The 23150-nt window shown below is 61.0% G+C and carries 19 protein-coding genes and 1 tRNA gene; 4 read left to right on the forward strand and 16 right to left on the reverse strand.

Annotation, left to right across the window (positions count from 1 at the left end; translation table 11 throughout):
* Positions 1 to 1427, forward strand: a 1427-nt coding sequence (locus tag Q0T48_RS12680; RefSeq protein ID WP_295956872.1) for a DUF2726 domain-containing protein, incomplete at its 5' end; no start/stop codon positions are given.
* A 1263-nt stretch (positions 1428 to 2690) separates the two neighbouring features.
* Here the strand turns inward: Q0T48_RS12680 and Q0T48_RS12685 are convergent.
* From Q0T48_RS12685 to Q0T48_RS12745, 13 genes are all read right to left on the reverse strand, one after another.
* Positions 2691 to 2767: transfer RNA gene (locus Q0T48_RS12685), tRNA-Pro, on the reverse strand.
* A gap of 26 nt (positions 2768 to 2793) precedes the next feature.
* Positions 2794 to 3243, reverse strand: a complete 450-nt coding sequence (locus tag Q0T48_RS12690; protein ID WP_295956874.1) for a MerR family transcriptional regulator — start codon at positions 3241 to 3243, stop codon at positions 2794 to 2796.
* 140 nt (positions 3244 to 3383) lie between these two features.
* Positions 3384 to 3695: an integration host factor subunit alpha gene (locus Q0T48_RS12695; RefSeq protein ID WP_295956877.1), complete on the reverse strand. Its 312-nt coding sequence runs from the start codon at positions 3693 to 3695 to the stop codon at positions 3384 to 3386.
* Between the two features lie 41 nt (positions 3696 to 3736).
* The gene (pheT, locus tag Q0T48_RS12700) at positions 3737 to 6178 is read right to left on the reverse strand and encodes a phenylalanine--tRNA ligase subunit beta (protein ID WP_295956879.1); all 2442 of its coding nucleotides are present in this window, start codon (positions 6176 to 6178) and stop codon (positions 3737 to 3739) included.
* A gap of 29 nt (positions 6179 to 6207) precedes the next feature.
* A complete protein-coding gene (gene pheS / locus Q0T48_RS12705; protein WP_295956881.1) occupies positions 6208 to 7260 on the reverse strand; it encodes a phenylalanine--tRNA ligase subunit alpha in 1053 nt (350 codons plus the stop codon).
* 103 nt (positions 7261 to 7363) lie between these two features.
* A complete protein-coding gene (gene rplT, locus Q0T48_RS12710) occupies positions 7364 to 7723 on the reverse strand; it encodes a 50S ribosomal protein L20 (protein WP_295956883.1) in 360 nt (119 codons plus the stop codon).
* A gap of 26 nt (positions 7724 to 7749) precedes the next feature.
* Positions 7750 to 7953, reverse strand: a complete 204-nt coding sequence (gene rpmI / locus Q0T48_RS12715; protein WP_295956885.1) for a 50S ribosomal protein L35 — start codon at positions 7951 to 7953, stop codon at positions 7750 to 7752.
* A gap of 193 nt (positions 7954 to 8146) precedes the next feature.
* Complete coding sequence (infC, locus tag Q0T48_RS12720) at positions 8147 to 8749, reverse strand: translation initiation factor IF-3 (protein ID WP_295956980.1); 603 nt, start codon at positions 8747 to 8749, stop codon at positions 8147 to 8149.
* Between the two features lie 89 nt (positions 8750 to 8838).
* Positions 8839 to 10746 (reverse strand): threonine--tRNA ligase, encoded by a 1908-nt coding sequence (thrS, locus tag Q0T48_RS12725; RefSeq protein WP_295956887.1) that lies wholly within the window; start codon positions 10744 to 10746, stop codon positions 8839 to 8841.
* A gap of 215 nt (positions 10747 to 10961) precedes the next feature.
* Positions 10962 to 12536, reverse strand: coding sequence for a DHA2 family efflux MFS transporter permease subunit (locus Q0T48_RS12730; RefSeq protein ID WP_295956889.1), 1575 nt, complete (start codon positions 12534 to 12536; stop codon positions 10962 to 10964).
* Between the two features lie 24 nt (positions 12537 to 12560).
* Positions 12561 to 13901, reverse strand: a complete 1341-nt coding sequence (locus Q0T48_RS12735) for an efflux RND transporter periplasmic adaptor subunit (RefSeq protein WP_295956891.1) — start codon at positions 13899 to 13901, stop codon at positions 12561 to 12563.
* A gap of 48 nt (positions 13902 to 13949) precedes the next feature.
* On the reverse strand, positions 13950 to 15413 hold the full coding sequence (locus Q0T48_RS12740; protein WP_295956893.1) for an efflux transporter outer membrane subunit: 1464 nt from the start codon (positions 15411 to 15413) through the stop codon (positions 13950 to 13952).
* A complete protein-coding gene (locus tag Q0T48_RS12745) occupies positions 15403 to 15918 on the reverse strand; it encodes a MarR family transcriptional regulator (RefSeq protein WP_295956983.1) in 516 nt (171 codons plus the stop codon). The genes Q0T48_RS12740 and Q0T48_RS12745 overlap by 11 nt, the downstream gene beginning before the upstream one ends.
* A 100-nt stretch (positions 15919 to 16018) precedes the next feature.
* Here Q0T48_RS12745 and Q0T48_RS12750 point away from each other — a divergent pair, with 100 nt between their 5' ends.
* The 3 genes from Q0T48_RS12750 (at position 16019) to Q0T48_RS12760 (ending at position 21540) form a co-directional block, all read left to right on the forward strand.
* A complete protein-coding gene (locus Q0T48_RS12750; protein ID WP_295956895.1) occupies positions 16019 to 17860 on the forward strand; it encodes an ABC transporter transmembrane domain-containing protein in 1842 nt (613 codons plus the stop codon).
* Between the two features lie 89 nt (positions 17861 to 17949).
* Positions 17950 to 20130: a YccS family putative transporter gene (yccS, locus tag Q0T48_RS12755; protein WP_295956896.1), complete on the forward strand. Its 2181-nt coding sequence runs from the start codon at positions 17950 to 17952 to the stop codon at positions 20128 to 20130.
* A gap of 114 nt (positions 20131 to 20244) precedes the next feature.
* On the forward strand, positions 20245 to 21540 hold the full coding sequence (locus Q0T48_RS12760) for a Glu/Leu/Phe/Val dehydrogenase (RefSeq protein WP_295956898.1): 1296 nt from the start codon (positions 20245 to 20247) through the stop codon (positions 21538 to 21540).
* Positions 21541 to 21727: 187 nt separating this feature from the next.
* Here the strand turns inward: Q0T48_RS12760 and Q0T48_RS12765 are convergent, their stop codons facing one another.
* The 3 genes from Q0T48_RS12765 to Q0T48_RS12775 are packed head-to-tail and all read right to left on the reverse strand — an operon-like array spanning position 21728 to position 23150.
* Positions 21728 to 22198, reverse strand: coding sequence for a DUF1178 family protein (locus Q0T48_RS12765; RefSeq protein WP_295956900.1), 471 nt, complete (start codon positions 22196 to 22198; stop codon positions 21728 to 21730).
* A gap of 4 nt (positions 22199 to 22202) precedes the next feature.
* The gene (locus Q0T48_RS12770; RefSeq protein ID WP_295956902.1) at positions 22203 to 22805 is read right to left on the reverse strand and encodes an NUDIX hydrolase; all 603 of its coding nucleotides are present in this window, start codon (positions 22803 to 22805) and stop codon (positions 22203 to 22205) included.
* A gap of 42 nt (positions 22806 to 22847) precedes the next feature.
* Positions 22848 to 23150 (reverse strand): DUF2818 family protein, encoded by a 303-nt coding sequence (locus Q0T48_RS12775; protein ID WP_295956904.1) that lies wholly within the window; start codon positions 23148 to 23150, stop codon positions 22848 to 22850.

Consider the following 23150-nt stretch of genomic DNA (forward strand, 5'->3'; position numbering starts at 1 on the left):
GCGATGTTGACGTCGCCAAAGCGTTGCTGCGGATGGAAGACGAATATAGAAAAAACAACGTCCGTGCGTTCATGGCGAATTCAGTTATGTCAGATCGTCAATGGTCAATATTCGTTGGGCTGAAGCGGGAGCTTGCAACCCGTGGACTGGCAATACTGTCCGGTGTGCCGCTGACAGCAATAATTGATCCAAGACTTCATCCAATGCCAGCCGCGCTCTGGCGAAGTTCGGTCCTTTTTGCAGTTGTGACAATGGCTCCACGGGGCGCGGTGCGGCTATTGGTCTTGGACACTGCGGAGGAAACTATGGAGCGGTGCCTGGACCGACTTGAAGTTCCACATATTGCATACAACGCGCTATTGGACGATGAGGACTTTGCAAAAGTAATTCTCGACGAAATTGATTTCCAGTTTCAATCGTCTGCATCAGCAAAATCCCTTATTAATCCCTCTGAAAATGATGTTGCAGAGTCGCTGCGCAACGGCGTTCGGATCATCGAATACGAACGGTTGTTCGCTGATGAACCCTCAAAGAAGGAGATGCGTCGGCATTTTGAAAGTAAAAGCATGAAGCTCTTACACGAAGTCGCACTTCACAGAATTTGTACCAGCGATTTGATCGGCAGCCTGCTCACATCTGAGGAAGAACACATTCGGTCGACCTCATCGGTCGATATTTTGGTGCATGCGCCGCCGCCACTAAGCCAACCGCTGTTGGCGGTTGAGTTCGATGGACCGCACCATGATGATCCAAAGCAGCAACGGAAGGACCGTCTGAAAGACGCTGTCCTTGCGCACTTTGGCATTCCGCTCATTCGCATTTCACATGCCGACGCAGCCTTTGGCAGTCTTTTCAGGTATAGAAAGACTGATTGGCACCGACTGTACGTTCGGGGGCTGACCGAGTTGGTCGGCACAGTGGTTTGGCAAACGCAATTTGAAGCTGATTTTGCTATCCGTGCAGACAAGGCCGATAAGGCGCTTCACAAACTGGAGGATCATCTTGCAGTGTCCATATTCGGCAAGCCTTATGTCGAGCTGAGTGACGATCAAAAACGGCGGATCGATGACTCAACTTTCTGCTCAAAGGAAGAGGAAGAATGCAGGTTTGAAAACTCCCTGTTCAACTATGAACGGGACAAAGCAATGGACAGAGCGAAGGAAGAAACTGAGTGGCCCGAGGAACTCCTTCCATATTCTTCGTGCCCAGCGATATACGGTGACCAGCTAACCGGATTTTGGGCAGCGTTCAAGGTGAATTTTCCGAATAGGGAATGTCTTGAAGTCTCGCTTCCCAAGATTTGGGTACAAGCCAAGAGCCTTGATGACGAGCTTTTGAAGGCGCGTGTTACAGCCGACCTAATTCAGATCGCTGCTGACTTGGTACGGCAGGTTATTCGGATGAATACACCAGCAGTCCGCCGATGATGCCGCATTGGCATTATCTGAAGGCGAGGGGCTACAGGCCGTTAGGCCTGTAGCCCCTAAATTCCGTGCGTGACCAGCTACCAAACCTGTAGCAAAAGCCAAAAAGCAAAGGCGCGCGGGCTGAGGGAGCCCCCACGGGGGGCGGACGGGCAGACCAGCGCGCAAGGCTGATGCGGCGCAGCGGCGAAGCACAAGGGTGGGCGGGGGCACACACCAAATAACTGGCCGTAGGCCACTGATCAAAACACGGCGCGCAGCGCCTGACTAATGCCCAGGTGCCACCGCGATCACAAGGGCGTACTGCCGGCGGCGCGTAGGGCGCGAATGCGACCGGGGAGCGCCGACGGCTGACGCGCCCGCTGCTAGCGAAGGCCACTTTACATAACGCCTGTTTTGGAAACCCGTGAGGGCGCGAAGCGGTGGGCGGCACCAAGTGGAGCTTTAGCGCAGCGACTGGCGAGCACTTTCCAAAATGCGGCGTTATGTAAAAGCGCAGCGGGTGGCCGTAGCGGGAGTGCAGCACCAAACGTCGATCAGTGCCCAGGCCGTGCCGCAGGCGATGGCTGTACCAGCACGAGGCGCAAGCGAGGCGACACCCTATCTGCGCTCCAGCGCACTGGCAAACACTTACGAAGCACTGGCGATGTAACTCCCCGGCAACTGTGCGGGGCGCAGCAGCGCCGCGCGCACTGACTGACACCAAAGCGCTGGCAAAACGAAAGCGGTGATGCTGAGTGGACTGGCCCACAGCGCGCAGCGCAGCTCAATCAAAAAACAGGCCGCCCAGCATGACCGCGCTGCTGGCCGAAGCTACGCGACAGCCTGGTGCTGCCTGGCCATTGCGGTACTCCGCATTGGCCACTGACCAGAACTACAGACTCACGCAATAGCAAAGCGGTGAGGTTGGGTGCGCTGCCACCAGCGCGCAGTGCAATTCAACAGGCAGCGCGCCCGGCATGACCGCGCTGTTGGAGATCACACGTCAACTGCGAGTGCCGAAGGTTCGTCACTGTCTGCCGCCATCGCGGTAGCTGATCAAACCCTTGCGCAACACTGTCTATATACAAAATCAGCCTCTAGCCTTAGTACTCATTGCGTAAGAAGCTATCAAAATAGTAGCAAATGGATACGATGTGTATTTGATACGACTGCGTCATCCCCAGCTTTGCCCGCAGTTGGGACAACGGTTGGGACAATAGATGATTCTGGAGCCACAAAGAAGAAAGGACTCAGCCCCTTTCGAAGCTAAGTCCTTGATTTATATGGTCGGTGTGAAAGGATTCGAACCTTCGACCCCTTGCACCCCATGCAAGTGCGCTACCAGGCTGCGCCACACACCGATCAAGCCTCGAATTATAGCCTGCGTTTAGAGCACTTCTGAGAGCATGTCACGAATTTCGAATAATTCTTGGCGCACCGACAGAAGGTGCTGGGTGGTGGCCTCATCATAGTCCAACGTGACCACATCTTCCAGGCGCTCAAACGACGTGTCCCCGTCGTCCAGCGCATGCATGCCATCCAACACCACATCCCCCAGACGCTGCTTGTCGCGTTCGCCCTGCACCAGTTCCTGCAGTTTGTTGCGCGCGCCGCTGATGGTGAAGCCCTGGTCGTATAGCAGGTCGCGGATGCGGCGGATCATCAGCACCTCATGGTGCTGGTAGTAACGCCGGTTGCCACGCCGCTTCATGGGCCGTAACTGGGTAAATTCTTGCTCCCAATAACGCAGCACGTGCGGTTTCACGCCGCACAGGTCCGCTACTTCGCCGATGGTGAAGTAGCGTTTGGCGGGGATGGGCGGGAGGGAATTTCCCATAAAAATCAATATGGTCCTGTGGAATACGTGAGCAACCGATGAGGTTACCCGAAGTAACACATGGACGGAAAATTACTTCGCAGCACCTAGGCTGCCCGTGTGACAAATATCACACGGGCACTGGCGTTAAGAAGAGTCTTTCAACCCTGGATTTGCTCTTTGAGCTTGTGGCTGGCGTGGAAGGTCACGACCCGGCGCGCGTCGATGGGGATGGCTTCGCCGGTACGCGGGTTGCGCCCAGGCCGGGGAGCCTTGATGCGGATTTGAAAGTTGCCAAAACCAGAAATCTTGACATCTGTACCCTCGACTAGGCTGGTACTCACCAGGTCAAAAAATGCATCCACCATGTCTTTGGACTCGCGCTTGTTCAGGCCGATTTGCTCAAACAGCAAATCGGCCAGTTGGGCCTTGGTCAGGGCTGGGGTTTCCAGACTTTCAACCGCAATTTCCACGGCTTTCTCCAGGTTGTCGTGTGGGGTCAAAAACGCGGGACTCAAGCGCGCAGACGCGCACCGCATTGCGTGCTGAGCTGGGCCAGTATCTCCTGCACCGCAGACTCGATCTGCGGCTCAGTCAGCGTGGCATCCGTGCTGTTGAGCGTGAGGCGCAAGGCCACGCTCTTCTCGCCTTGCGCCAAGCCACTAGTGGACACTGGCTCCGTACCTTTGGTTACGGGCTTGGGGCGGTAGATATCAAACACCACGGTGTCGCGCAGCAAACCATTCGTGGCTGCAGCTTGTGTAGCCGCCAGCAGCGCGTCATGGCCCACTGATTCCTCCACGATGACGGCAATATCGCGCTCGACCGCTTGGTGCTTGGCCACCGGGGCAAACACCGGCACGGGACGTTGCAACACCGCATCCAGTTCCAGCTCGAACAGCACCGGTGCCAGCGCCAAGTCATAGCCCTGTCGCCATTGCGGATGCAACTCACCGATAAAACCAATCGCCTGCCCGGCCACCAGCACCCGAGCGCAGCGGCCAGGGTGCAAAGCGGGATGCTCAGCCGCCTCAAACTGAACGGCCAACGGGGCCAGCAGTGCCTCCACGTCGCCCTTCATGTCAAAGAAGTCGGCAGCCTGTTCGCTACGGCCCCATTGCAAGCGGTCGGCCGCGCCGAAGCTGATACCCGCCACCCGCATGGGCTGGTGGAAACCTGCCACGGTGGTGTCGGAATTCACGGCATTGGCATCACGCAAAAACACTCGGCCCAGTTCGAACACCCGCACCCGGTTGGCCTTGCGGTCCAGGTTGAACTTCAAAACCTGTAGCAAGGAACCCATGAGGGACGAGCGCATAACGCTCATTTTGCTTGCAATCGGATTGAGAAGCTGAATGGGGTTGGGATTGCCCGCAAGCTCCTTCTCCCAGCGTTCTTCGACAAAGCTGAAGTTGATGGTTTCCTGGTAGCCCGAACCGGCTAGCGCACGACGCACCGCAAACGGGCTGCGTTGCGCTTCGGACCGGATTTTGGCGGTGATGGGGGCCAACGGTGGCGTGGTGGGCAACTGGTTGTAGCCCACCATGCGTACCACTTCTTCGATCAGGTCTTCTTCGATGGTCAGGTCGAAGCGATGCGACGGCGGGGTGACGATTAGCACGCCATCGCCCTCCACCACCGGCAAGCCGAGGCGGGTCAAGGCATCGGCGCACTGCGCCTGGGTCAGCGGCATGCCGATGACTTTGACGGCGCGTGCCACGCGCAAAGTGACGGGCACAGCTTGCGGCACGTTGACCTGGGTGTCGTCCATCGGACCGGCTTCGCCGCCGCAAATATCCAGAATCAGCTGGGTGATGCGCTCCAGGTGCTCCACCGTGTAGCTGGCATCCACGCCGCGCTCGAAGCGGTGGCCTGCGTCGGTAGAGAAGTTGTAGCGACGCGAACGGCCCGCAATCGACTTGGGCCACCAAAAGGCGGCTTCAGCGTAGATGTTGACCGTGTCGTCCGACACCGCCGTCGCATCGCCGCCCATGATGCCGGCCAGCGATTCGACCTGGCGGTCATCGGCGATGATGCCGACTTTTTCATCGATGGTGACGGTATTACCGTTGAGTAGCTTGAGCTGTTCACCAGACTGGCCCCAGCGCACGTCGAGCCCGCCATGGATCTTGTCCAAGTCAAAGATGTGCGACGGGCGGCCCAGTTCGAACATCACGTAGTTGGAGATGTCCACCAGCGCTGTCACGCTGCGCTGGCCGCAGCGTGACAGGCGGTCCACCATCCACTGCGGGGTGGCGGCTTTGGGGTTGACTTTGCGCACCACACGGCCCGAAAAACGGCCACACAGATCGGGGGCACTGATCTTGACCGGCACGCGGTCGGTAATCTTGACAGGCACCGCAGGGAAGCTGGGCTGCAGCAGAGGCGCACCGGTCAGCGCGGCGACTTCGCGGGCCACACCATAGACGCTCAGGCAATGGGCCAAATTGGGCGTGAGCTTGAGAGTGAACAAGGTGTCGTCGAGCGCCAGGTGTTCGCGGATGTTCTGGCCCAGGGGGGCATCGGCTGCCAACTCCAGCAGGCCGCCGTGGTCTTCGGACAGCTTGAGTTCGCGGGCCGAGCACAGCATGCCCTGGCTTTCCACGCCGCGCAGCTTGCCGACCTTGATCAGGAAAGGTTTGCCGTCTTCGCCGGGAGGCAACTCGGCACCGACCAGCGCGCAGGGTATGCGGATACCCACACGGGCATTCGGTGCGCCGCACACGATGTTGAGCAGCTCGGGCTGGCCGACATCCACGGTGCAGACGCGCAGGCGGTCCGCATTGGGGTGTTGTTCAGCGGTTTTGATTTCGCCCACGACGATGCCGGTGAACGGCGGGGCCACGGGTTTGAGTTCTTCGACTTCCAGCCCGGCCATGGTCAAGGTCTCGGCCAGTTGCTCGGTGGTCAGGTCGGGGTTGCAGAAAGCGCGCAACCAGGATTCAGGAAATTGCATGGTTTGGTCTATCTAGTACGGCTGAAGAATCATTGAAACTGGCTGAGGAAACGGATGTCGCCATCAAAAAACAGTCGCAGGTCGTTCACGCCGTAGCGCAGCATGGTCAGACGGTCGGGGCCCATGCCAAAGGCAAAGCCGATGTATTTTTCGGGGTCCAGACCCATATTGCGCACCACGTTCGGGTGCACCTGGCCGGAGCCCGCCACTTCCAGCCAACGGCCCGACAGGGGGCCGCTCTGGAACTGGATGTCGATCTCGGCGCTGGGCTCGGTGAACGGGAAGAAGCTGGGGCGGAAACGCAGCACCAGGTCGTCCGATTCAAAGAAGGTGCGGCAGAAATCGGTGAAGACCACTTTCAGGTCTTTGAAGCTGACGTTCTCGCCGATCCACAGGCCTTCACACTGGTGGAACATCGGCGAGTGGGTGGCATCGCTGTCAACGCGGTAAGTACGGCCGGGCGCGATCACGCGAATCTCGGGCATCACCTGGCTCGCATCGATCGCAGCGCGGTGTTTCTTGACATGCGTGACCGCATGGCGGATCTGCATCGGGCTGGTGTGGGTCCGCAGCAGGTTGGGCGCAGTGGCTGTGCCGCCTTCGACGTAAAACGTGTCGTGCATGGAGCGCGCGGGATGGTCTTCGGGCGTGTTCAGTGCGGTGAAGTTGAACCAGTCGGACTCAATCTCGGGGCCCTGGGCCACTTCAAAACCCATGGAGCCGAAGATGGCCTCGATGCGCTCCAGCGTCAAAGACACAGGATGCAAACCGCCCTGCCCGCGCTGGCGGCCTGGCAAGGTCACGTCGAGTGCTTCAGCCTTGAGTTGCTGCTCCAGCTCGGCATCGGCCAAGGCTTTGCGGCGCGCAGTCAAGGCGGCTTCGATGGCTTGTTTGGCCAGGTTGATGGAGGCACCGCGTGATTTTTTTTCTTCTACGCTCAGGGCCCCCATGCCCTTCATCAGTTCGGTGATGCGGCCGGATTTACCTAAAAACTGGGCTTTGGCATTCTCCAGATCGGCGGGCGTGCTGGCCCCCTGGAAACTGCTGTGTGCTGCACTGACAATCGCGTCCAACTCGTTCATAAGATCTCTTGGAAATGACAAAGGGCTAGCGCTTTTTCAAGCTCTAGCCCTTGGTTTACTTGCACAGAATGCTACTCAAAGAATAGCAAACTAGCGTGGGGAATCAAGCAGCCAGACGGGCCTTGACTTGCTCCACGATGCTGGCAAAAGCCGCCTTGTCGTGCACAGCGATATCGGACAGCACTTTGCGGTCGATCTCGATGGCTGCCTTCTTCAGGCCATTGGCGAACTGGCTGTAGGTCAGACCGCATTCACGCGCAGCGGCGTTGATACGGGCAATCCACAGCTGACGGAACACTCGCTTGCGGGTCCGACGGTCACGGTAGGCATATTGCCCAGCCTTCATTACCGCTTCTTTGGCGACGCGGTAAACATTACCGCGGCGACCGCGGAAACCTTTTGCAAGGGCGAGAACTTTTTTGTGGCGGGCGCGAGCCGTTACACCACGTTTGACGCGAGGCATGTATTTACTCCTTGTTCGTCGTTAAATTAAATACCACGGCCGGGCAGCATCTGCGCCATGTGACCCATGTTGGTCTCATGAACTGCAGTCGTACCGCGCAACTGGCGTTTATTTTTGGTGGTCTTCTTGGTCAAGATGTGACGTTTGAAGGCGTGGCCGCGTTTAACGGTACCACCTGGACGAACGCGAAAGCGTTTTTTCGCCGCGCTCTTGGTCTTCATTTTGGGCATTTCAATGCTCCTGTTCATTGTGCTCGTGAGGCGCTGGAAACCGATCCCAGACTTGTTGGCCCCGAGCCACTTCTTAGTGAATTGCTCGCGCTTTTCACTTTCAAAACAGCGGTTTGACCCGCTATTTTGGGCAGGGAAACTTGCGTTTCTCTGCATTTACAACCCACAAGCCGAAGCCTGTGGGCTGAAATTCTTACGATGCCGTGACAGGCGCTGGCGCGGCTTCCGCTGCAGGCTTGCTGGACGCTGGCTTTTTCTTGCCGGGCGCGATCATCATGATCATCTGGCGGCCTTCCAACTTAGGGAACTGCTCCACGATGATCAGGTCTTGCAAGTCGTTGCGGATGCGTTGCAGCAAGGCCATACCGATTTCCTGGTGGGTGATTTCTCGCCCCCGAAAACGCAGAGTGATCTTGCACTTGTCGCCGTCGGCCAGGAAACGCTTGATATTGCGCATCTTGATGTTGTAGTCGCCATCGTCAGTACCGGGACGGAATTTGATTTCCTTGATCTCTATCACCGTCTGCTTGGACTTCGCGTCGGCCGCTTTCTTTTGTTCCTGGTATTTGAACTTGCCGTAGTCCATCAAACGACAGACCGGCGGGTTCGCCGTGGCAACAATTTCAACCAGATCCACATCGTATTCACCGGCCAAACGCAAAGCCTCCATCAGGCTGACGATGCCTAAGGGCTCATTTTCCGGGCCGGAAAGACGAACTTCCGGGGCCATGATTTCACGGTTCAGACGGTGTTTGCGTTCTTCGCGGTGACGGCGGTCACGAAATTCAGTAGCGATGGCTCAAATCCTTAAAAATCAGAATGCTATAATAAATATAGCAACTACCGCAGACAGGGCGTGCACTAAAGCCTAGGTTTATTTAAAAACTACAGTTTCAGAGCGATGTCACTGGCAATTTTGGACTGGAAGTCCTGTAGCGACATCACACCAAGGTCAATATTGCCCCGGGCGCGCACTGCGACGGACCCAGCTTCTTTTTCTTTGTCACCAATGACCAAGATGTAAGGAAGCTTTTGCATCGAATGCTCACGTATTTTACGCGTTATTTTTTCATTGCGTAAATCCAATTGCACCCTAAGCCCTTGATCTTGCAGCGTTTTGGCAATTTCACGACAGTATGCGTCCTGTGACTCGGAGATATTGAGGATGGAAACCTGCGCCGGAGCCAGCCAAGTAGGCAGCGCGCCCGCATGTTGCTCGATCAAAATGCCGATGAAACGCTCCAAGCTGCCAAGGATGGCGCGGTGCAGCATGACCGGGCGATGGCGGGCACCGTCCTCCCCCACAAACTCGGCATCCAGGCGCTCGGGCATAGAGAAATCGACCTGCATGGTGCCGCACTGCCACTGGCGGCCAATCGCGTCTTTCAGGGTGTATTCGATCTTGGGGCCGTAGAAGGCACCGTCGCCGGGAGAAATTTCAAACTCTACCCCGGAGGCGCGCAGGCATTCCATCAAGGCATGCTCGGCCTTGTCCCAGCTCTCGTCCGAGCCAATGCGCTTTTCAGGGCGCGTGGCCACCTTGTAGATGATGTTGCTGAAACCGAAATCGGCATAGACCTTTTGCAGCAACGTGGTGTAGTTCACGCACTCTTGCAAAATCTGGTCTTCGGTACAGAAGATATGGCCGTCATCCTGCGTGAAACCGCGCACGCGCATGATGCCGTGCAGGCCGCCCGATGGCTCGTTGCGGTGGCACTGGCCGAATTCGCCGTAACGCAATGGCAGGTCACGGTAGCTCTTGATGCCCTGCTTGAAGATCAGAATGTGGCCGGGGCAGTTCATCGGTTTTAGGGCGTATTCGCGCTTTTCCGATTCCGTGGTGAACATGTTTTCGCGGTACTTATCCCAGTGGCCAGTTTTCTCCCACAGCGTCTTGTCGATCACCTGCGGGCCTTTGACTTCCTGGTAGCCGTTGTCCTGGTACACCTTGCGCATGTACTGCTCCACGCCCTGCCAGACGGTCCAGCCCTTGGGGTGCCAGAACACCAGGCCGGGGGCGTGGTCATCGATATGGAACAGGTCCAGCTCACGGCCCAGCTTGCGGTGGTCACGCTTTTCGGCTTCTTCCAACTGCGTCAGATAGTTTTGCAGATCGTCTTTGCTGGCCCAGGCCGTGCCGTAGACGCGTTGCAGCATTTCGTTGTTATGGTCGCCGCGCCAGTAGGCACCGGCCAGCTTCATCAGCTTGAAAAACTTGAGCTTGCCGGTGCTGGGCACGTGGGGGCCGCGGCACAGATCCTCGAACGCGCCTTCGCGGTACAGCGAGACATCCTGGTCGGCCGGGATGCTGGCGATGATCTCGGCCTTGTAGTACTCACCCAGGCTTTTGAAGTAAGCCACAGCCTCGTCGCGTGGCAATACGCGGCGGGTCACGGGCTCGTCTTTGGCGGCCAGGGCGGTCATCTTCTTCTCGATGGCGACCAGATCGTCGGGCGTGAACGGGCGCTTGTACGAGAAGTCGTAGAAAAAGCCGTTTTCGATCACCGGGCCGATGGTGACTTGCGCGTCGGGGAACAGATCCTTGACGGCGTAGGCCAGCAAGTGGGCGGTGGAATGGCGAATCACGTCGAGGCCATCCGCATCCTTGGCGGTGATGATGGCCAGCGGGCTGTCCACCGTGATCTGGTGGCTGGTGTCGACGACCGTGCCGTTGATCTTGCCAGCCAGCGCGGCCTTGGCCAAACCACTGCCGATGGAAGCAGCCACTTCGGCCACCGTCACCGGGCCAGGAAATTCGCGGACGGAGCCATCGGGAAGCGTGATGTGGATCATGGTGTGGGAATTCTTTAAATGCCGGAACTGCAGAAAGCAAAAAGCGCGGTACACAGACCACGCTTGCTCACAATTAAATAGCTTGATGCACTCAAGGTGCGCGGACTACGACCTGATAGTGCTTGTAACCAAAGAGGTTGTAGTTCGCGGTGTCATAACCTGGAATGCCTTTCTAGCTCTTGTAAAAGGAATCGGGCCCTGATTTTAACCACGGATCAGTGCGCGCCCGCCGCCGCCGCCGCCGCCGCCTTGCCCATGGCTGCCGGGCGCTGGGTGATCCACACCAACGGGATCAGCAACAGGAACAGGATGGACGAGGCAAAGAACACATCATTAGCCGCCAAAGTCGCTGCTTGCTGGCCGATCAGGCGGTTCACTGTTTCCAGCGCCTGCTGCGGCTCCATGCCCGCGCTGGCCAGGCCGTTCAACGCGCCGGTAGCGGTTTGCCGCCCCACGTTGATGTACTCGGTCAACTGGGCGTGGTGCAAGGTGGTGCGGCTTTCCCACACCGTGGTGACCAGGGATGTACCCATGGCACCGGCGGTGATCCGCACGAAATTGGTCAGGCCCGAAGCCGCCGGAATACGGTCTGGCGTCAGACCGGACAGCGTCAGGATGCTCAGCGGGATGAAGAAGCACGCCATCGCAATACCCTGGATGATGGTGGGCACCATCAGCGTGGCCTCGTCGGCCTGCACGTTGAAGCGCGATCGCATCCACAGCACGATGCCAAACACGATGAAGGCCATGGTGGCAAACAGGCGCGGGTCAAACTTGGCAATGTTCTTGCCCACCACCGGCGACAAAATGATCGCCAACAGCCCCACCGGTGCCAGGATGAAGCCGGCCTGCGTGGCGGTATAGCCCATGTACTGCTGCAACCACAGCGGCAGCAGCACCACGTTGCCAAAGAACAAGCCGTAACCCACCGACGTGGCCAGCGTACCCGCCCAGAAGTTGCGCCGGGCAAACAGCCGTAGATCGGTCACCGGGTGCTTATCGGTCAGCTCCCAGGCCACAAAGAACAAGAAGCCCACCAGCGCCACCGCGGCCAGAATCTGCACCTCGGTGGAGTTGAACCAGTCCAGCTCCTTACCCTTGTCCAGCATGATCTGCAGCGCGCCCACCCAGACCACCAACAGGGCCAGGCCTACGCTGTCGATCGGCAGCTTTTGGGTCGGCGACTCGCGCTTGTGGTACAGGCTCCAGGCGGCCCCGGCGGCCAGGAAGCCGACCGGGATGTTGATGTAGAAAATCCACGGCCAAGAAATGTTGTCGGTGATCCAGCCGCCCAGCAGCGGGCCCATCACGGGCGCAACCAAGGTGGTCATGGCCCACATGGCCATCGCCGTGCCCGCCAGCGCCTTGGGGTAGCTGGAGAGCAACAGCGCCTGCGAAAGCGGAATCATCGGCCCGGCCACAAAGCCCTGCAAGATGCGGAAAGCGATCAGCGTGCTCATGTTGGGGGCCAGTCCGCACATCCACGAAGCCAGCACGAACAGCAAAATGCTGATGACGAACAGCCGCACCTGGCCGAAGCGCTGCGACAGCCAGCCGGTAAGTGGCACCGAGATGGCGTTGGCCACGGCAAAGCTGGTAATCACCCAGGTGCCCTGGTTGGGGCTGACGCCCAGGTCCCCGGCGATAGCCGACAGGGACACGTTGGCAATCGACGAGTCCAGCACGTTCATGAACGTGGCGGTGGACAAGGCGATGGTGCCCCACATGCGGGCCGAACCCTCTAGCGGGGGCGGCGGCGTGTAGGCAAATGCAGAAGGTGCAGTGGACATGGGAGGGCAATCCGTCCGGAAGGTTTACTGCGCTTGCGCCACGGCGGCGAGCGGGACGGCTGCCAGCTTGGCCGGTGCGTCCATCACCTTGCCGCTGCTCTTGGCCAGGGCGTGGCCGAGGTTGGCGGTGATCACGCGCTGCACGTCGGCATCGGCACCGCTCTCTGGCGTGGCCCCCACCTGCATGGTGGACAAGGCGGCGGTGCGCGGCGCTTCCGCCAGCATCTGGCCATCTTGCTTGGTTACGTCAATCGTGGCATCCATTGACAGGCCGACGCGCAGCGGATGGCTGACCAGCTGCGCCGGGTCCAGGGCGATGCGCACCGGCACGCGCTGCACCACCTTGATCCAGTTGCCGGTGGCGTTTTGTGCCGGCAGCAACGCAAAGGCCGCGCCCGTGCCTACGCCCAACCCGGCTACCGTGCCGGTGTACTCCATCTTTTTGCCATACAAGTCGGCGGTCAGCTTGACGCTTTGGCCGATGCGGATGTTGCGCAGTTGCACTTCCTTGTAGTTGGCATCCACCCACACCTGGCTCAGCGGGATGATGGACATCAGGGGCGCGCCTGCAGCGATGCGCTGACCGAGCTGCACGGTGCGCTTGGCCACATAGCCGTCCACCGGGGCCAGGATGGCCGCACGCTGGCTGGCCAGGTAGGCCTCGCGGACCTTGGCCGCAGCGGCCAGCACGCTGGGGTGCTGGTCGATGCTGGTGCCGTCGGTCATGGCCTGGTTGCTGGTGAGCTGCTCTTTGGCAGCAGCCACACCGGCCTGGGCCGCGGCTACGCTGGCCTGCACGGTGGACAGGCCGCTTTGGGCATTGGCCAACTGGGTTTGGGCGTGGCTGAGTTCTTCTTTAGAGACCGCGCCGTTGCCGGTCAGGGCCTGGCGGCGGCGCAAATCATCCTGGGCACGGGCCACCTCGGCCTGGGCGCGGGCGATGTCGGTCTGGGTGCGCGTCACGTCGGCGGTGCGCAGGGCGATCTGGGCGGTCAGCGTGCCGTTGTTGGCGTACAGGGTGCGCACCTGGCGCACGGCCTGGGCCAGGTTGGCCTCGGCCTGGTCCAGGGCCAGCTTGGAGTCGGCTGGGTCGAGCTTGACCAGCGGCTGGCCAGCCTTCACGAAGTCGGTGTCGTCGGCCAGGATGGCCATCACGGTGCCGCCGACCTGCGGGGTGATCTGGATCACATTGCCCTGCACGTAGGCGTTGTCGGTGTCTTCGTAATGGCTGGCGATGACGGCATCGTAGGCAATCCAGCCCAGCCCGGCCAGCACCACCACGGCGGCGATGGTGATCAGGGATTTTTTACGCTGGGGATTGGCGGAAGTGGCGGCAGCAGGGGCGTTGTTTGTGGAGTCAGACATGGTGTTCACCTCAGATAAATTTATAAGAAATTGGGCTCTAGCGTATATTCAATATGCACTAGAAGCTATGGATTCAGTAGCAGATGCGCTATAGCCGCCACCCAAGGAGCGCACCAGCGCCACCTGGGTATCCAGCGCGCGGGCGGCCAGATCGACCTGCAAACGGCGTTGGGCCAGCACGGCGGTCTCGGATGTCAGCACGTTGAGGTAGTTGCCCAGCCCGGCGCTGTAGCGCTGCACGGCAATCTCGTACGCGGCTTCAGCGGCCTGCTGCGCAGCGCGCTGCTCGGTTTGCTGGCGGACGATGGACTGCTGCGAAGTGAGCTGGTCGGCCACGTCGCGCACGGCATCGATCAGCGCGGCGTTGTAGCTCTCGACCGCGGCATCTAGGTCGGCAGTCTTGACCTTTAAACCGGCGCGCAAACGGCCTGCATCAAAGATCGGCAGATGGATGGCCGGGCCAATGCCCCACTGCTCGCTACCCGCATGCAGCAGGTTGCCCAGGCCGATGCTGGAGAAACCGGCAAAGCCGACCAGGTTGATGTCGGGATAGAACTGCGCCTTGGCGCTGCTGACATCGGCACCAGCGGCGGCTACGCGCCAGCGGGCGGCAGCGATGTCGGCCCGGCGGCCCAGCAGATCGGCCGGAATGGCCTGCGCATTTGCTGCGGCTTTAATAGCTGACAGCGCAGGCAGTACCAGCGCATCCGCCGCATTCGGTTGCCCAACCAAGGCCGACAGGCCATTGCGGGCCAGAGCGATTTGCTCGTTCAGGGCTTCGATCTGTTGGCGGGCCTCGGGCAGGCTGCCCTGGCTTTGGTTCAGCTCCAGGCGGGTGTCCAGCCCGGCGTTGACGCGGTCGCGCACCAGCGACAGCAGTTCGCTGCGCTGGGCCAGGGTGCGGTTGGCCAGCTCCAGCTGGCCGTTCAGACGCAACAGCTGGAAGTAGCTACGCGCCACCTGGCTGACCAGCAGCACGCGGGCAGCCTGGGTGTCGGCCTGGGCGGCTTTGGCCTGACCCAGGGCTGCATCGAGTGCCGCGCGGTTTTTACCGAAGAAATCAAGCTCCCAACCGGCGGTGAGCTGGGCCGTGCCGCTGTTGTAAATCCCGCCACCCAAAGGGGCCGGGTACAGGCCGTTGGCGGTGTAGAGCTGGCGCATGCCTTCCACATCGGCACCCACTTGGGGCAATGTGGCCGAGCGGGCACCGTCGGTGGCGGCTTGGGCGCGGCGCAGGCGGGCCTGCGCCAGCTTCAGGCTGGGACTGCCGTCCAGTGCCTGGGTGACTAGGCGGTCGAGCTGCGGGTCGGCAAACCCGTGCCACCACTCGGCATCGACCGCGGCCACATCCGACGCACCGGCCACGGTGGCGGGCTGCATCTGGGCCTGTGGCGTGATGCCCGAGAAATTGGCGCAGGCCGCCAAACTGGCCAGCGCGACGGCGGCCAAGGCCAGGCGCGGCACATGCAGGAAAGCCACGCGGGGCATGGCGGAGATAGATTTAAGAGGCATTGTTTTCTCCGGCAGCGGATGTTGTTTGTTGGGCTTGTTGGAAATCGTTGGCGTTGTCGAGCATGCGGCGCAGGTAGCTTTTCAGAGCCTCCCACTCCTCGACCGAGAAGCCTGCGAGGTAGGCGTTTTGCACCCGGCTGAGCACTTCGGGGATGACCTTGGCGGCATCGCGCCCGGCTTCGGTGATCTCCAGGTTAACCACCCGGCGGTCTTCGCTGGAGCGCACCCGATGGCACAGGCCTTTGGCCTCCAGGCGGTCGAGCATGCGGGTCATACCACCGGCATCCAGCGTGCACACACGGGCCAGCTCGGCCACGGTGGACACCTCGCCAGTGGACAGCTTAAACAGTGGTTTCCACTGCGCATTGGTCAGGCCGCTGGGCTCGAACTGACGCTCCAGCTCCTGGGTGAGCATGTTGAAGACGCGCGCCAGCAGGTGACCGACTCCGGTGCCGCCGGCAACATAGTTGTCTGCGGCGTAGAACACCAGCGCAGGTTCCGGCATGGGGGTTGGGCGTGTAGTCATGGGCCAGAATATTAATTGCCTAAGCAATTACTGTCAAGTCTTTGTTTGTTTGATCATTTGATTTGGCTACACTTATGGGATGGTTACCTCTGCACTCCCCTCATCACCCTCCCCGACCTCTGCGTCCGCTTCCACCGCGGCCGGGGCCAAGGGGTCCCCGCGCTCGCTGTCGGGCCTGCTACCGTTCCTGCTGCCCTACCGCTTCCGTATCGGGCTGGCCATCGTGTTCCTGGTGCTGGCGGCAGCGGCCACGCTGGCGTTTCCACTGGCCTTGCGCACGCTGATCGACCAGGGGCTGGTGCACACCGGTGCCGACGGCAGCGTGGACCGGGGCGCGCAGGTGCTGGCGTTGCGCGACCATTTCTTCGAGTTGTTTGCGGTGGCGGCAGCATTGGGCCTGTTTTCGGCAGCGCGCTTCTACACCGTGAGCTGGCTGGGCGAACGCGTCACCGCCGACATCCGCAATGCCGTCTACGCCCACGTACTGCGCCAGAGCCCGGAGTTTTTTGAAACTACCCAGACCGGCGAAGTGCTGTCGCGCCTGACGGTGGACACCACGCTGGTGCAAACCGTAGTGGGCTCGTCGCTGAGCATGGGCCTGCGCAATGCAGTGATGGGCCTGGGCGCGCTGGGTGTGCTGGTGTGGACGAATCCGGTGGTGATGACCCAGGTGTTTGGCATCCTGGTGCTGATCGTGCTGCCCAGCGCCTGGTTTGGCCGCCGGGTGCGCAAACTGTCGCGCGCCAGCCAGGACCGGGTGGCCGACAGCAGCGCCATCGCCGCCGAGGTGCTGAACGCCATTCCCGTGGTGCAGAGCTACACCGCCGAGGGGCGCGAAGCGACGCGTTTCAACGCCTCCACCGCCGCGGCCTTCCAGACCGCCGTGGGGCGCAGCAAGGCGCGCTCGGTGCTGGTGGCCTTCATCATCATCGCCACGTCTGCCGCGCTGCTGTGGGGCCTGTACCAGGGCACGCAGGCCGTTTTGCAGGGCAGCATTACCGCCGGGCACCTGGGGCAGACGGTGGTGTACGTGATCATCCTGGCCAGCGCCACCGCGGTGCTGGGCGAGGTGTATGGCGACGTGCTGCGGGCAGCGGGTGCCAGCGAGCGGCTAATGGAGCTGCTGGCCACCGAGTCACCGATAAAATCTGCACAAAATCCGACTCCAGCGCTTATTACGTCTGCAGGTAGCGCTATCGTTTTTGAAAATATCAACTTCAACTACCCGTCGCGCCCGCTGCAGCCCGCCCTCGCCGATTTCAGCCTGGCCGTGGCCCCCGGCGAAACCGTGGCCCTGGTGGGGGCCAGCGGTGCGGGCAAGAGCACGGTGTTCCAGCTGCTGCTGCGCTTTTATGACCCGCAAAACGGCAGCATCCGGCTAGACGGCGTGGCCACACCCGACCTGGCCCTCAACGACCTGCGCCAGCACATTGGCATCGTGCCGCAGGACGCGGTGATGTTCTCGACCAGCGCCATGGAAAACATCCGCTATGGCCGCCCCGACGCGACCGATGCCGAGGTGATGGCCGCTGCCGAGTCGGCCTTTGCCCACGCCTTCATCACCGCCCTGCCAGAGGGCTACAACACCTTCTTGGGCGAGCGCGGTGTGCGCTTGAGCGGTGGCCAGCGCCAGCGCGTGGCGATTGCCCGCGCCATGCTGAAAAACGCCCCGCTGCTACTGCTGGACGAAGCCACCAGCGCGCTGGACGCAGAAAGCGAACGCATGGTGCAGGCCGCCCTGGAATCCGCCATGCGTGGCCGTACCACCCTGGTGATTGCCCACCGCCTAGCCACCGTACAGCAGGCCAACCGCATCGTGGTGCTGGAGCATGGCCGCATCGTCGAACAGGGCACGCACGCGGCGCTGGTGGCGCAGGATGGGGTGTACGCGCGGCTGGCAGCGCTGCAATTTACCGTCTAGGATTTGGCATGGTTTGTGCATAAAATAGGCTGCTAGCGCAGATTGCACCTACGCTAGCAGCTATATTTTTAATAGTACACAACGCCCGCATGCCCTTCCTTCCCCTTTCCCAGTCCCTGCGCCGCCTGTGGGCGCTGGACACTTTTCCCTACAGCCTGCGCATCTTCATCGCGCTGAGCACCACCATGGTGGTGGGCTGGGTGAACGACCAGATGGCGCTGGTGATGCCGGTGTTTTTGGGCACCATTGCCTGCGCCCTGGCCGAGACCGACGACAACTGGCGCGGGCGGCTGCGAGCCCTGCTGGTCACGCTGCTGTGCTTTGCGCTGGCGGCCTTTGCGGTGCAGACGCTGTTTCCCCACCCCGTGCTGTTCCCTATCAGCCTGGTGCTGGCCACGTTTTGCCTGACCATGCTGGGCGCCATCAGCCCGCGCTACCAGGCGATTGCCTACGGTACGCTGATCTTGTCGATCTACACCACCATCGGCATGGACCAGCGCAGCGGCATGGGCAACGCGCTGTGGCTGGAGCCCGCACTGCTGCTGACCGGGGCGACCTGGTACGGGCTGCTTTCGGTGCTGTGGTGCGTACTGTTCACCCACCAGCCGGTGCAGCAAAACCTGGCGGCCCTGTACCGGGTGCTGGGCGGTTATTTGACGCTGAAGGCATCCCTGTTCGAGCCGGTGCGCGGCGTGGACCAGGAGGTCAAACGCCTAGCTCTGGCGCAGCGCAACGGCGCGGTGGTGACGGCGTTGAACGTTACCAAGGAAAGCATCCTGAACCGGCTGGAGGCCGTGCCCAGCCACCGCATGCAGTACTACCTGCGGCTGTATTTCATCGCCCAAGAGGTGCATGAACGGGCCAGCTCGTCGCACTCGCCGTACAGCGAGCTGACCGAGACGTTTTTCCACAGCGATGTGCTGTTCCGCTGCCAGCGGCTGTTGAAACTGCAAGGCCATGCCTGCGAGCGGCTGGCGCGGGCGATTTTGCTGCGCGTGGCGGTGATTCCCGACACGGTAAGCGCACAGGCCCAGCAGGACTTGCAAGACGCGCTGGCGCACCTGGAGGGCCTGCAGCAGCCGCACTGGCAACGCCTGCTCGCCACGCTGACGGCGCTGGCCAAGAACCTGGGCACGCTGCAAACCCGCCTGACCAGCGCCAGCCTGCCCGCACCCGAAGCCGAGGTGCAAGACCACGCGCTGCTGGACCGTTCGCCCCAGTCGCTGCGCGATGCGTTTGACCGCGTGTGGCGGCAGCTCACCCCGGCCACGCCGCTGTTTCGCCACGCGGTGCGCCTGAGCATTGCGTTAGCGGTGGGCTACGGGCTGCTGCACTGGCTGCATGCGCGCCAGGGCTACTGGATCTTGCTGACCACGGTGTTTGTCTGCCAGCAGAGCTTTGGCGCCACCCGCCGCCGCATGGTGCAGCGGGTGGTGGGTACCATGGCCGGGCTGGTGGTGGGCTGGGCGCTGTTTCGGCTGTTCCCCAGCCTGCTGCTGCAGGCCATGTTTGCGGTGGCGGCAGGGGTGGTGTTCTTTGGCAACCGCACCCGGCACTACGCGGTGGCCACGGGCTCGATGACGCTGCTGGTGATGCTGAGCTTCAACCAGATTGGCGACGGCTACGGCCTGATCGTGCCGCGCATGGTGGACACCGTGGTGGGCAGCCTGATCGCCGGGCTGGCGGTGTTTTTGATCCTGCCCGACTGGCAGGGCCGCCGCATGCACGAAGTGGCAGCCCGCACCCTGGCCACCTGCAACCTGTACCTGCGCCAGATCATGGCGCAGTACAAAAGCGGCCAAGGCGGCCAGCGCGACGACCTGGCCTACCGCACGGCCCGGCGCAACGCGCACAACGCCGATGCGGCCCTGTCCACCGCGCTGTCCAACCTGTTCCAGGAGCCCGGCTTTTTGCAGGGCCGCAGCGACAGCGGCTTGCGGTTTTTGCTGCTGTCGCACACCTTGCTGAACTACCTGTCGGGCCTGGGCGCGCACCGCGAGGCTTTGCAAAACGCCCCGGGCGATGCGTCTACCGAGCAGGCCACGGCCTTGGTCAGCAAGGTGCTGGACGAACTGGCCACCAGTCTGGCCGCTAGCCAGCCCGTGCCGCCCGCCAAACCCGACGAAGAGGCTGTGCTGGAGGCCTTGTGCGCCGCACCCACCGATGCAGCCCACCGGGTAGTGCAAAGCCAACTGGCGCAGATCGGCCAGTTGCTGCCGCCGCTACGGGTGCAAGCCGGGCGGCTGCTGGCGGTGGACACGGTGGGCTGAAACGGCCCCTCATCCCCATACATTTTTTGCATAGATGGCCTTAAAGCTGGCCTTGGACAGATGGTGGTGCGGGTTTTAAGCTTCGGCTTTCTGTCACCATAAGGGATTTATTCCATGTCCAACCAAGCGCCTACTGTGCACGCCCTGCCCTCGTACCTGAACCCGGACCATGTAGGTCCGTGGGGCATTTTTCTCCAGCAAGTGGACCGGGTCGAACCATATCTGGGCAACCTGGCACGCTGGGTCGAAACCCTGAAGCGCCCCAAGCGCATTTTGGTGGTTGATGTGCCAATCCACCTGGACGACGGCTCGGTGGCCCACTTTGAAGGCTACCGCGTGCAGCACAACACCTCGCGCGGCCCGGGCAAGGGCGGCGTGCGCTTCCACCAGGACGTAACCCTGTCGGAAGTGATGGCGCTGTCGGCCTGGATGTCGATCAAGAACGCGGCCGTCAACGTTCCCTACGGCGGTGCCAAGGGCGGCATCCGCGTCGACCCGAAAACCCTGTCGCGTGGCGAACTGGAGCGCATGACGCGCCGCTACACCAGCGAGATCGGCATCATCATCGGCCCGAACAAGGACATTCCGGCGCCCGACGTGAACACCAACGAGCAGATCATGGCCTGGATGATGGACACCTATTCCATGAACCAGGGCTCCACCGCCACCGGCGTGGTCACCGGCAAGCCGGTCGATCTGGGTGGCTCGTTGGGCCGACGTGAAGCCACGGGCCGCGGCGTGTTCACCGTGGGCGTGGAAGCGGCCAAACACATCGGTCTGGACGTATCCACCGCCCGCCTCGCAGTGCAAGGTTTCGGCAATGTGGGTGGCGTGGCAGCCAAGCTGTTTGCCGAAGCCGGTGCCCGCGTGGTGGCCGTGCAGGACCACAGCGGCACCATCTTCTGTGAAGCCGGGTTCAACGTGCCCGCCCTGCTGCAGCATGTAAAAGAGACGGGCGGCGTAGGCGGCTTTGCTGGTGGCGAGGTGATTGCCAAAGACGCGTTCTGGGACGTGCCCTGCGACATCCTGATCCCCGCTGCGCTGGAGCAGCAAATCACCAAAGAAAACGCCGGGCGCATCACGGCCCGCATGGTGATCGAGGGCGCCAACGGCCCGACCACCCCCGAGGCGGATGACATCCTGCAAGAACGCAACATCCTGGTGCTGCCCGACGTGATCGCCAATGCGGGTGGCGTGACGGTGAGCTACTTTGAATGGGTGCAGGACTTTTCGAGCTTCTTCTGGGACGAAGACGAAATCAACGCCCGCCTGGTGCGCATCATGAAAGAAGCCTTCAACGCCGTCTGGCTGGTGGCGCAAGAGAACAAGGTGACCTTGCGCACCGCCACCTTCATTGTGGCCTGCAAGCGGATTCTGCACACCCGCGAACTGCGCGGTTTGTACCCCTAAGCCCTATGGCAGCAGTGGGCCGGCGCTGACCAGTCTGCTGCGGTTCGGGAAAGGCCTGGAAACGCTGAATAAGCAGTTTTCAGGCATTTTTTTGGCATCGAATCAGCAGCATGTGCATATTCTGCATGCGTGGCGTGCTATCTTTATTTTTGCAAAAAATATAGCACGGCCGTCCAGCCGTGTTTGGCTACTGCAGCGGCCTTTTTAGTGCTGCAGGAATCGGCAGCGGCAGCACGTCAATTCCTTCGTCCAGCAAGGCTTCGGTTTCTTCCGCTGTGGCCTCGCCGCGGATATTGCGCTCCTTGCGCTCGCCGTAATGGATCTTGCGGGCCTCTTCGGCAAACTGGCTGCCGACATCTTCGGTGTTGGCGATGACATGGCGGACCATCTTCATCCAGGCGGCTTGGGCTTCGGGTGATGGTGCCGGGGCGGCTATGGCAGAGTTGGGCTCGGCCACCAGTGCACCATCGGTCTTGGCGGACACTTGCACGGCACCCAGATTCAGGCGCGGGGCACTGAGTTTTTTGACAATTTGACTGTTGCCGCACAGCGGGCATTCCACCAGGCCGCGGACAAGTTGGCTCTGGAAATCGTCCTCTGACCCGAACCAGCCTTCAAAGGTGTGCTGGTGGGCACATTGGAGGTCCAGGACTTTCATATGGTTAGGCTACTACAGACGCAGTGGGTTGCCAATCCAGCGACCAGGCACCCGAGGCCAGGTTTTGCAGCCACAAGGCAGCTGTGAGGGTTTTGCTATCGGTTACCTGGCCATGGCGGCACCAGTCCAGCAGCTCGGGCAAGGTGGCGGTAAATACATCCAGAAATTCGCCTGCGTCGAGCTTGCGTTCACCCAAGCTCAAGCCCCTGGCAAACCAGATATCGATAAATTCGGTGGAGTAGGCAATCACCGGGTGCAGCATGCCGGCACGCGCCCATTCGGTAGCGGAATAACCGGTTTCTTCAAGCAACTCCCGCTGGGCGCAGGTGAAGGTGGACTCCCCCGCATCCAGCTTACCCGCCGGAAATTCAACCATCACCCTTTGCAGCGGGTAGCGGTATTGGCGCTCCAGCACCAGACGGCCATCGTCCAGCATGGGGATGACCATCACCGCGCCGGGGTGCTTGATGAATTCACGGGTGGAGCTGCTGCCATCGGGCAGTTGCACAGTATCGCGAAAGGCGTGCAGGAAACGACCCTTGAGCAGCTCTTCACTACCGGTCTTGTGCTCAACGAGGTGCTGGTCGGGGGTAGGCATGGAGGGCATTCGGAAGAACCGACAGCGTTGCTGGCGGTAGTTCAGCAGAGCTTAAGTGCGCTGCTTGAGCAGATACCGGGCAATAAAGCCAGGAAACGCCAGGGTGATGAACAGGGTGCCGGTGATGGCGTAGAACTCCCATCCCTGGGGAGCGATCTGCCCGCCGTGGTTTTCCAGCAGCAAGCCCAGGCCACCCACCGCAAAATAGTACGCCACCAGCTCACCCAGCCGTATGGCCAAAGACTTGGGCTGGGCCAGCTTGAACACGAGACACAGGCGACGGCTCAGGAACGGCAGATTGGCAGCACACACGGCCGCCAACAGCACCAACCACACGGAAACTGTCTGGGTCAC

This window comes from Rhodoferax sp. (assembly GCF_025354435.1).
Classification (GTDB): domain Bacteria; phylum Pseudomonadota; class Gammaproteobacteria; order Burkholderiales; family Burkholderiaceae_C; genus Rhodoferax_B.

Excerpts from the sequence above, each read along its gene's own strand:
- Q0T48_RS12690 (WP_295956874.1), bottom strand. The coding sequence starts at position 3,243 with ATGGGAAATTCCCTCCCGCCCATCCCCGCCAAACGCTACTTCACCATC.
- pheT (WP_295956879.1), bottom strand. The coding sequence starts at position 6,178 with ATGCAATTTCCTGAATCCTGGTTGCGCGCTTTCTGCAACCCCGACCTG.
- pheS (WP_295956881.1), bottom strand. The coding sequence starts at position 7,260 with ATGAACGAGTTGGACGCGATTGTCAGTGCAGCACACAGCAGTTTCCAG.
- rplT (WP_295956883.1), bottom strand. The coding sequence starts at position 7,723 with ATGCCTCGCGTCAAACGTGGTGTAACGGCTCGCGCCCGCCACAAAAAA.
- rpmI (WP_295956885.1), bottom strand. The coding sequence starts at position 7,953 with ATGCCCAAAATGAAGACCAAGAGCGCGGCGAAAAAACGCTTTCGCGTT.
- thrS (WP_295956887.1), bottom strand. The coding sequence starts at position 10,746 with ATGATCCACATCACGCTTCCCGATGGCTCCGTCCGCGAATTTCCTGGC.
- Q0T48_RS12730 (WP_295956889.1), bottom strand. The coding sequence starts at position 12,536 with ATGTCCACTGCACCTTCTGCATTTGCCTACACGCCGCCGCCCCCGCTA.
- Q0T48_RS12735 (WP_295956891.1), bottom strand. The coding sequence starts at position 13,901 with ATGTCTGACTCCACAAACAACGCCCCTGCTGCCGCCACTTCCGCCAAT.
- Q0T48_RS12740 (WP_295956893.1), bottom strand. The coding sequence starts at position 15,413 with ATGCCTCTTAAATCTATCTCCGCCATGCCCCGCGTGGCTTTCCTGCAT.
- Q0T48_RS12745 (WP_295956983.1), bottom strand. The coding sequence starts at position 15,918 with ATGCCGGAACCTGCGCTGGTGTTCTACGCCGCAGACAACTATGTTGCC.
- Q0T48_RS12750 (WP_295956895.1), top strand. The coding sequence starts at position 16,019 with ATGGTTACCTCTGCACTCCCCTCATCACCCTCCCCGACCTCTGCGTCC.
- yccS (WP_295956896.1), top strand. The coding sequence starts at position 17,950 with ATGCCCTTCCTTCCCCTTTCCCAGTCCCTGCGCCGCCTGTGGGCGCTG.
- Q0T48_RS12760 (WP_295956898.1), top strand. The coding sequence starts at position 20,245 with ATGTCCAACCAAGCGCCTACTGTGCACGCCCTGCCCTCGTACCTGAAC.
- Q0T48_RS12765 (WP_295956900.1), bottom strand. The coding sequence starts at position 22,198 with ATGAAAGTCCTGGACCTCCAATGTGCCCACCAGCACACCTTTGAAGGC.
- Q0T48_RS12770 (WP_295956902.1), bottom strand. The coding sequence starts at position 22,805 with ATGCCCTCCATGCCTACCCCCGACCAGCACCTCGTTGAGCACAAGACC.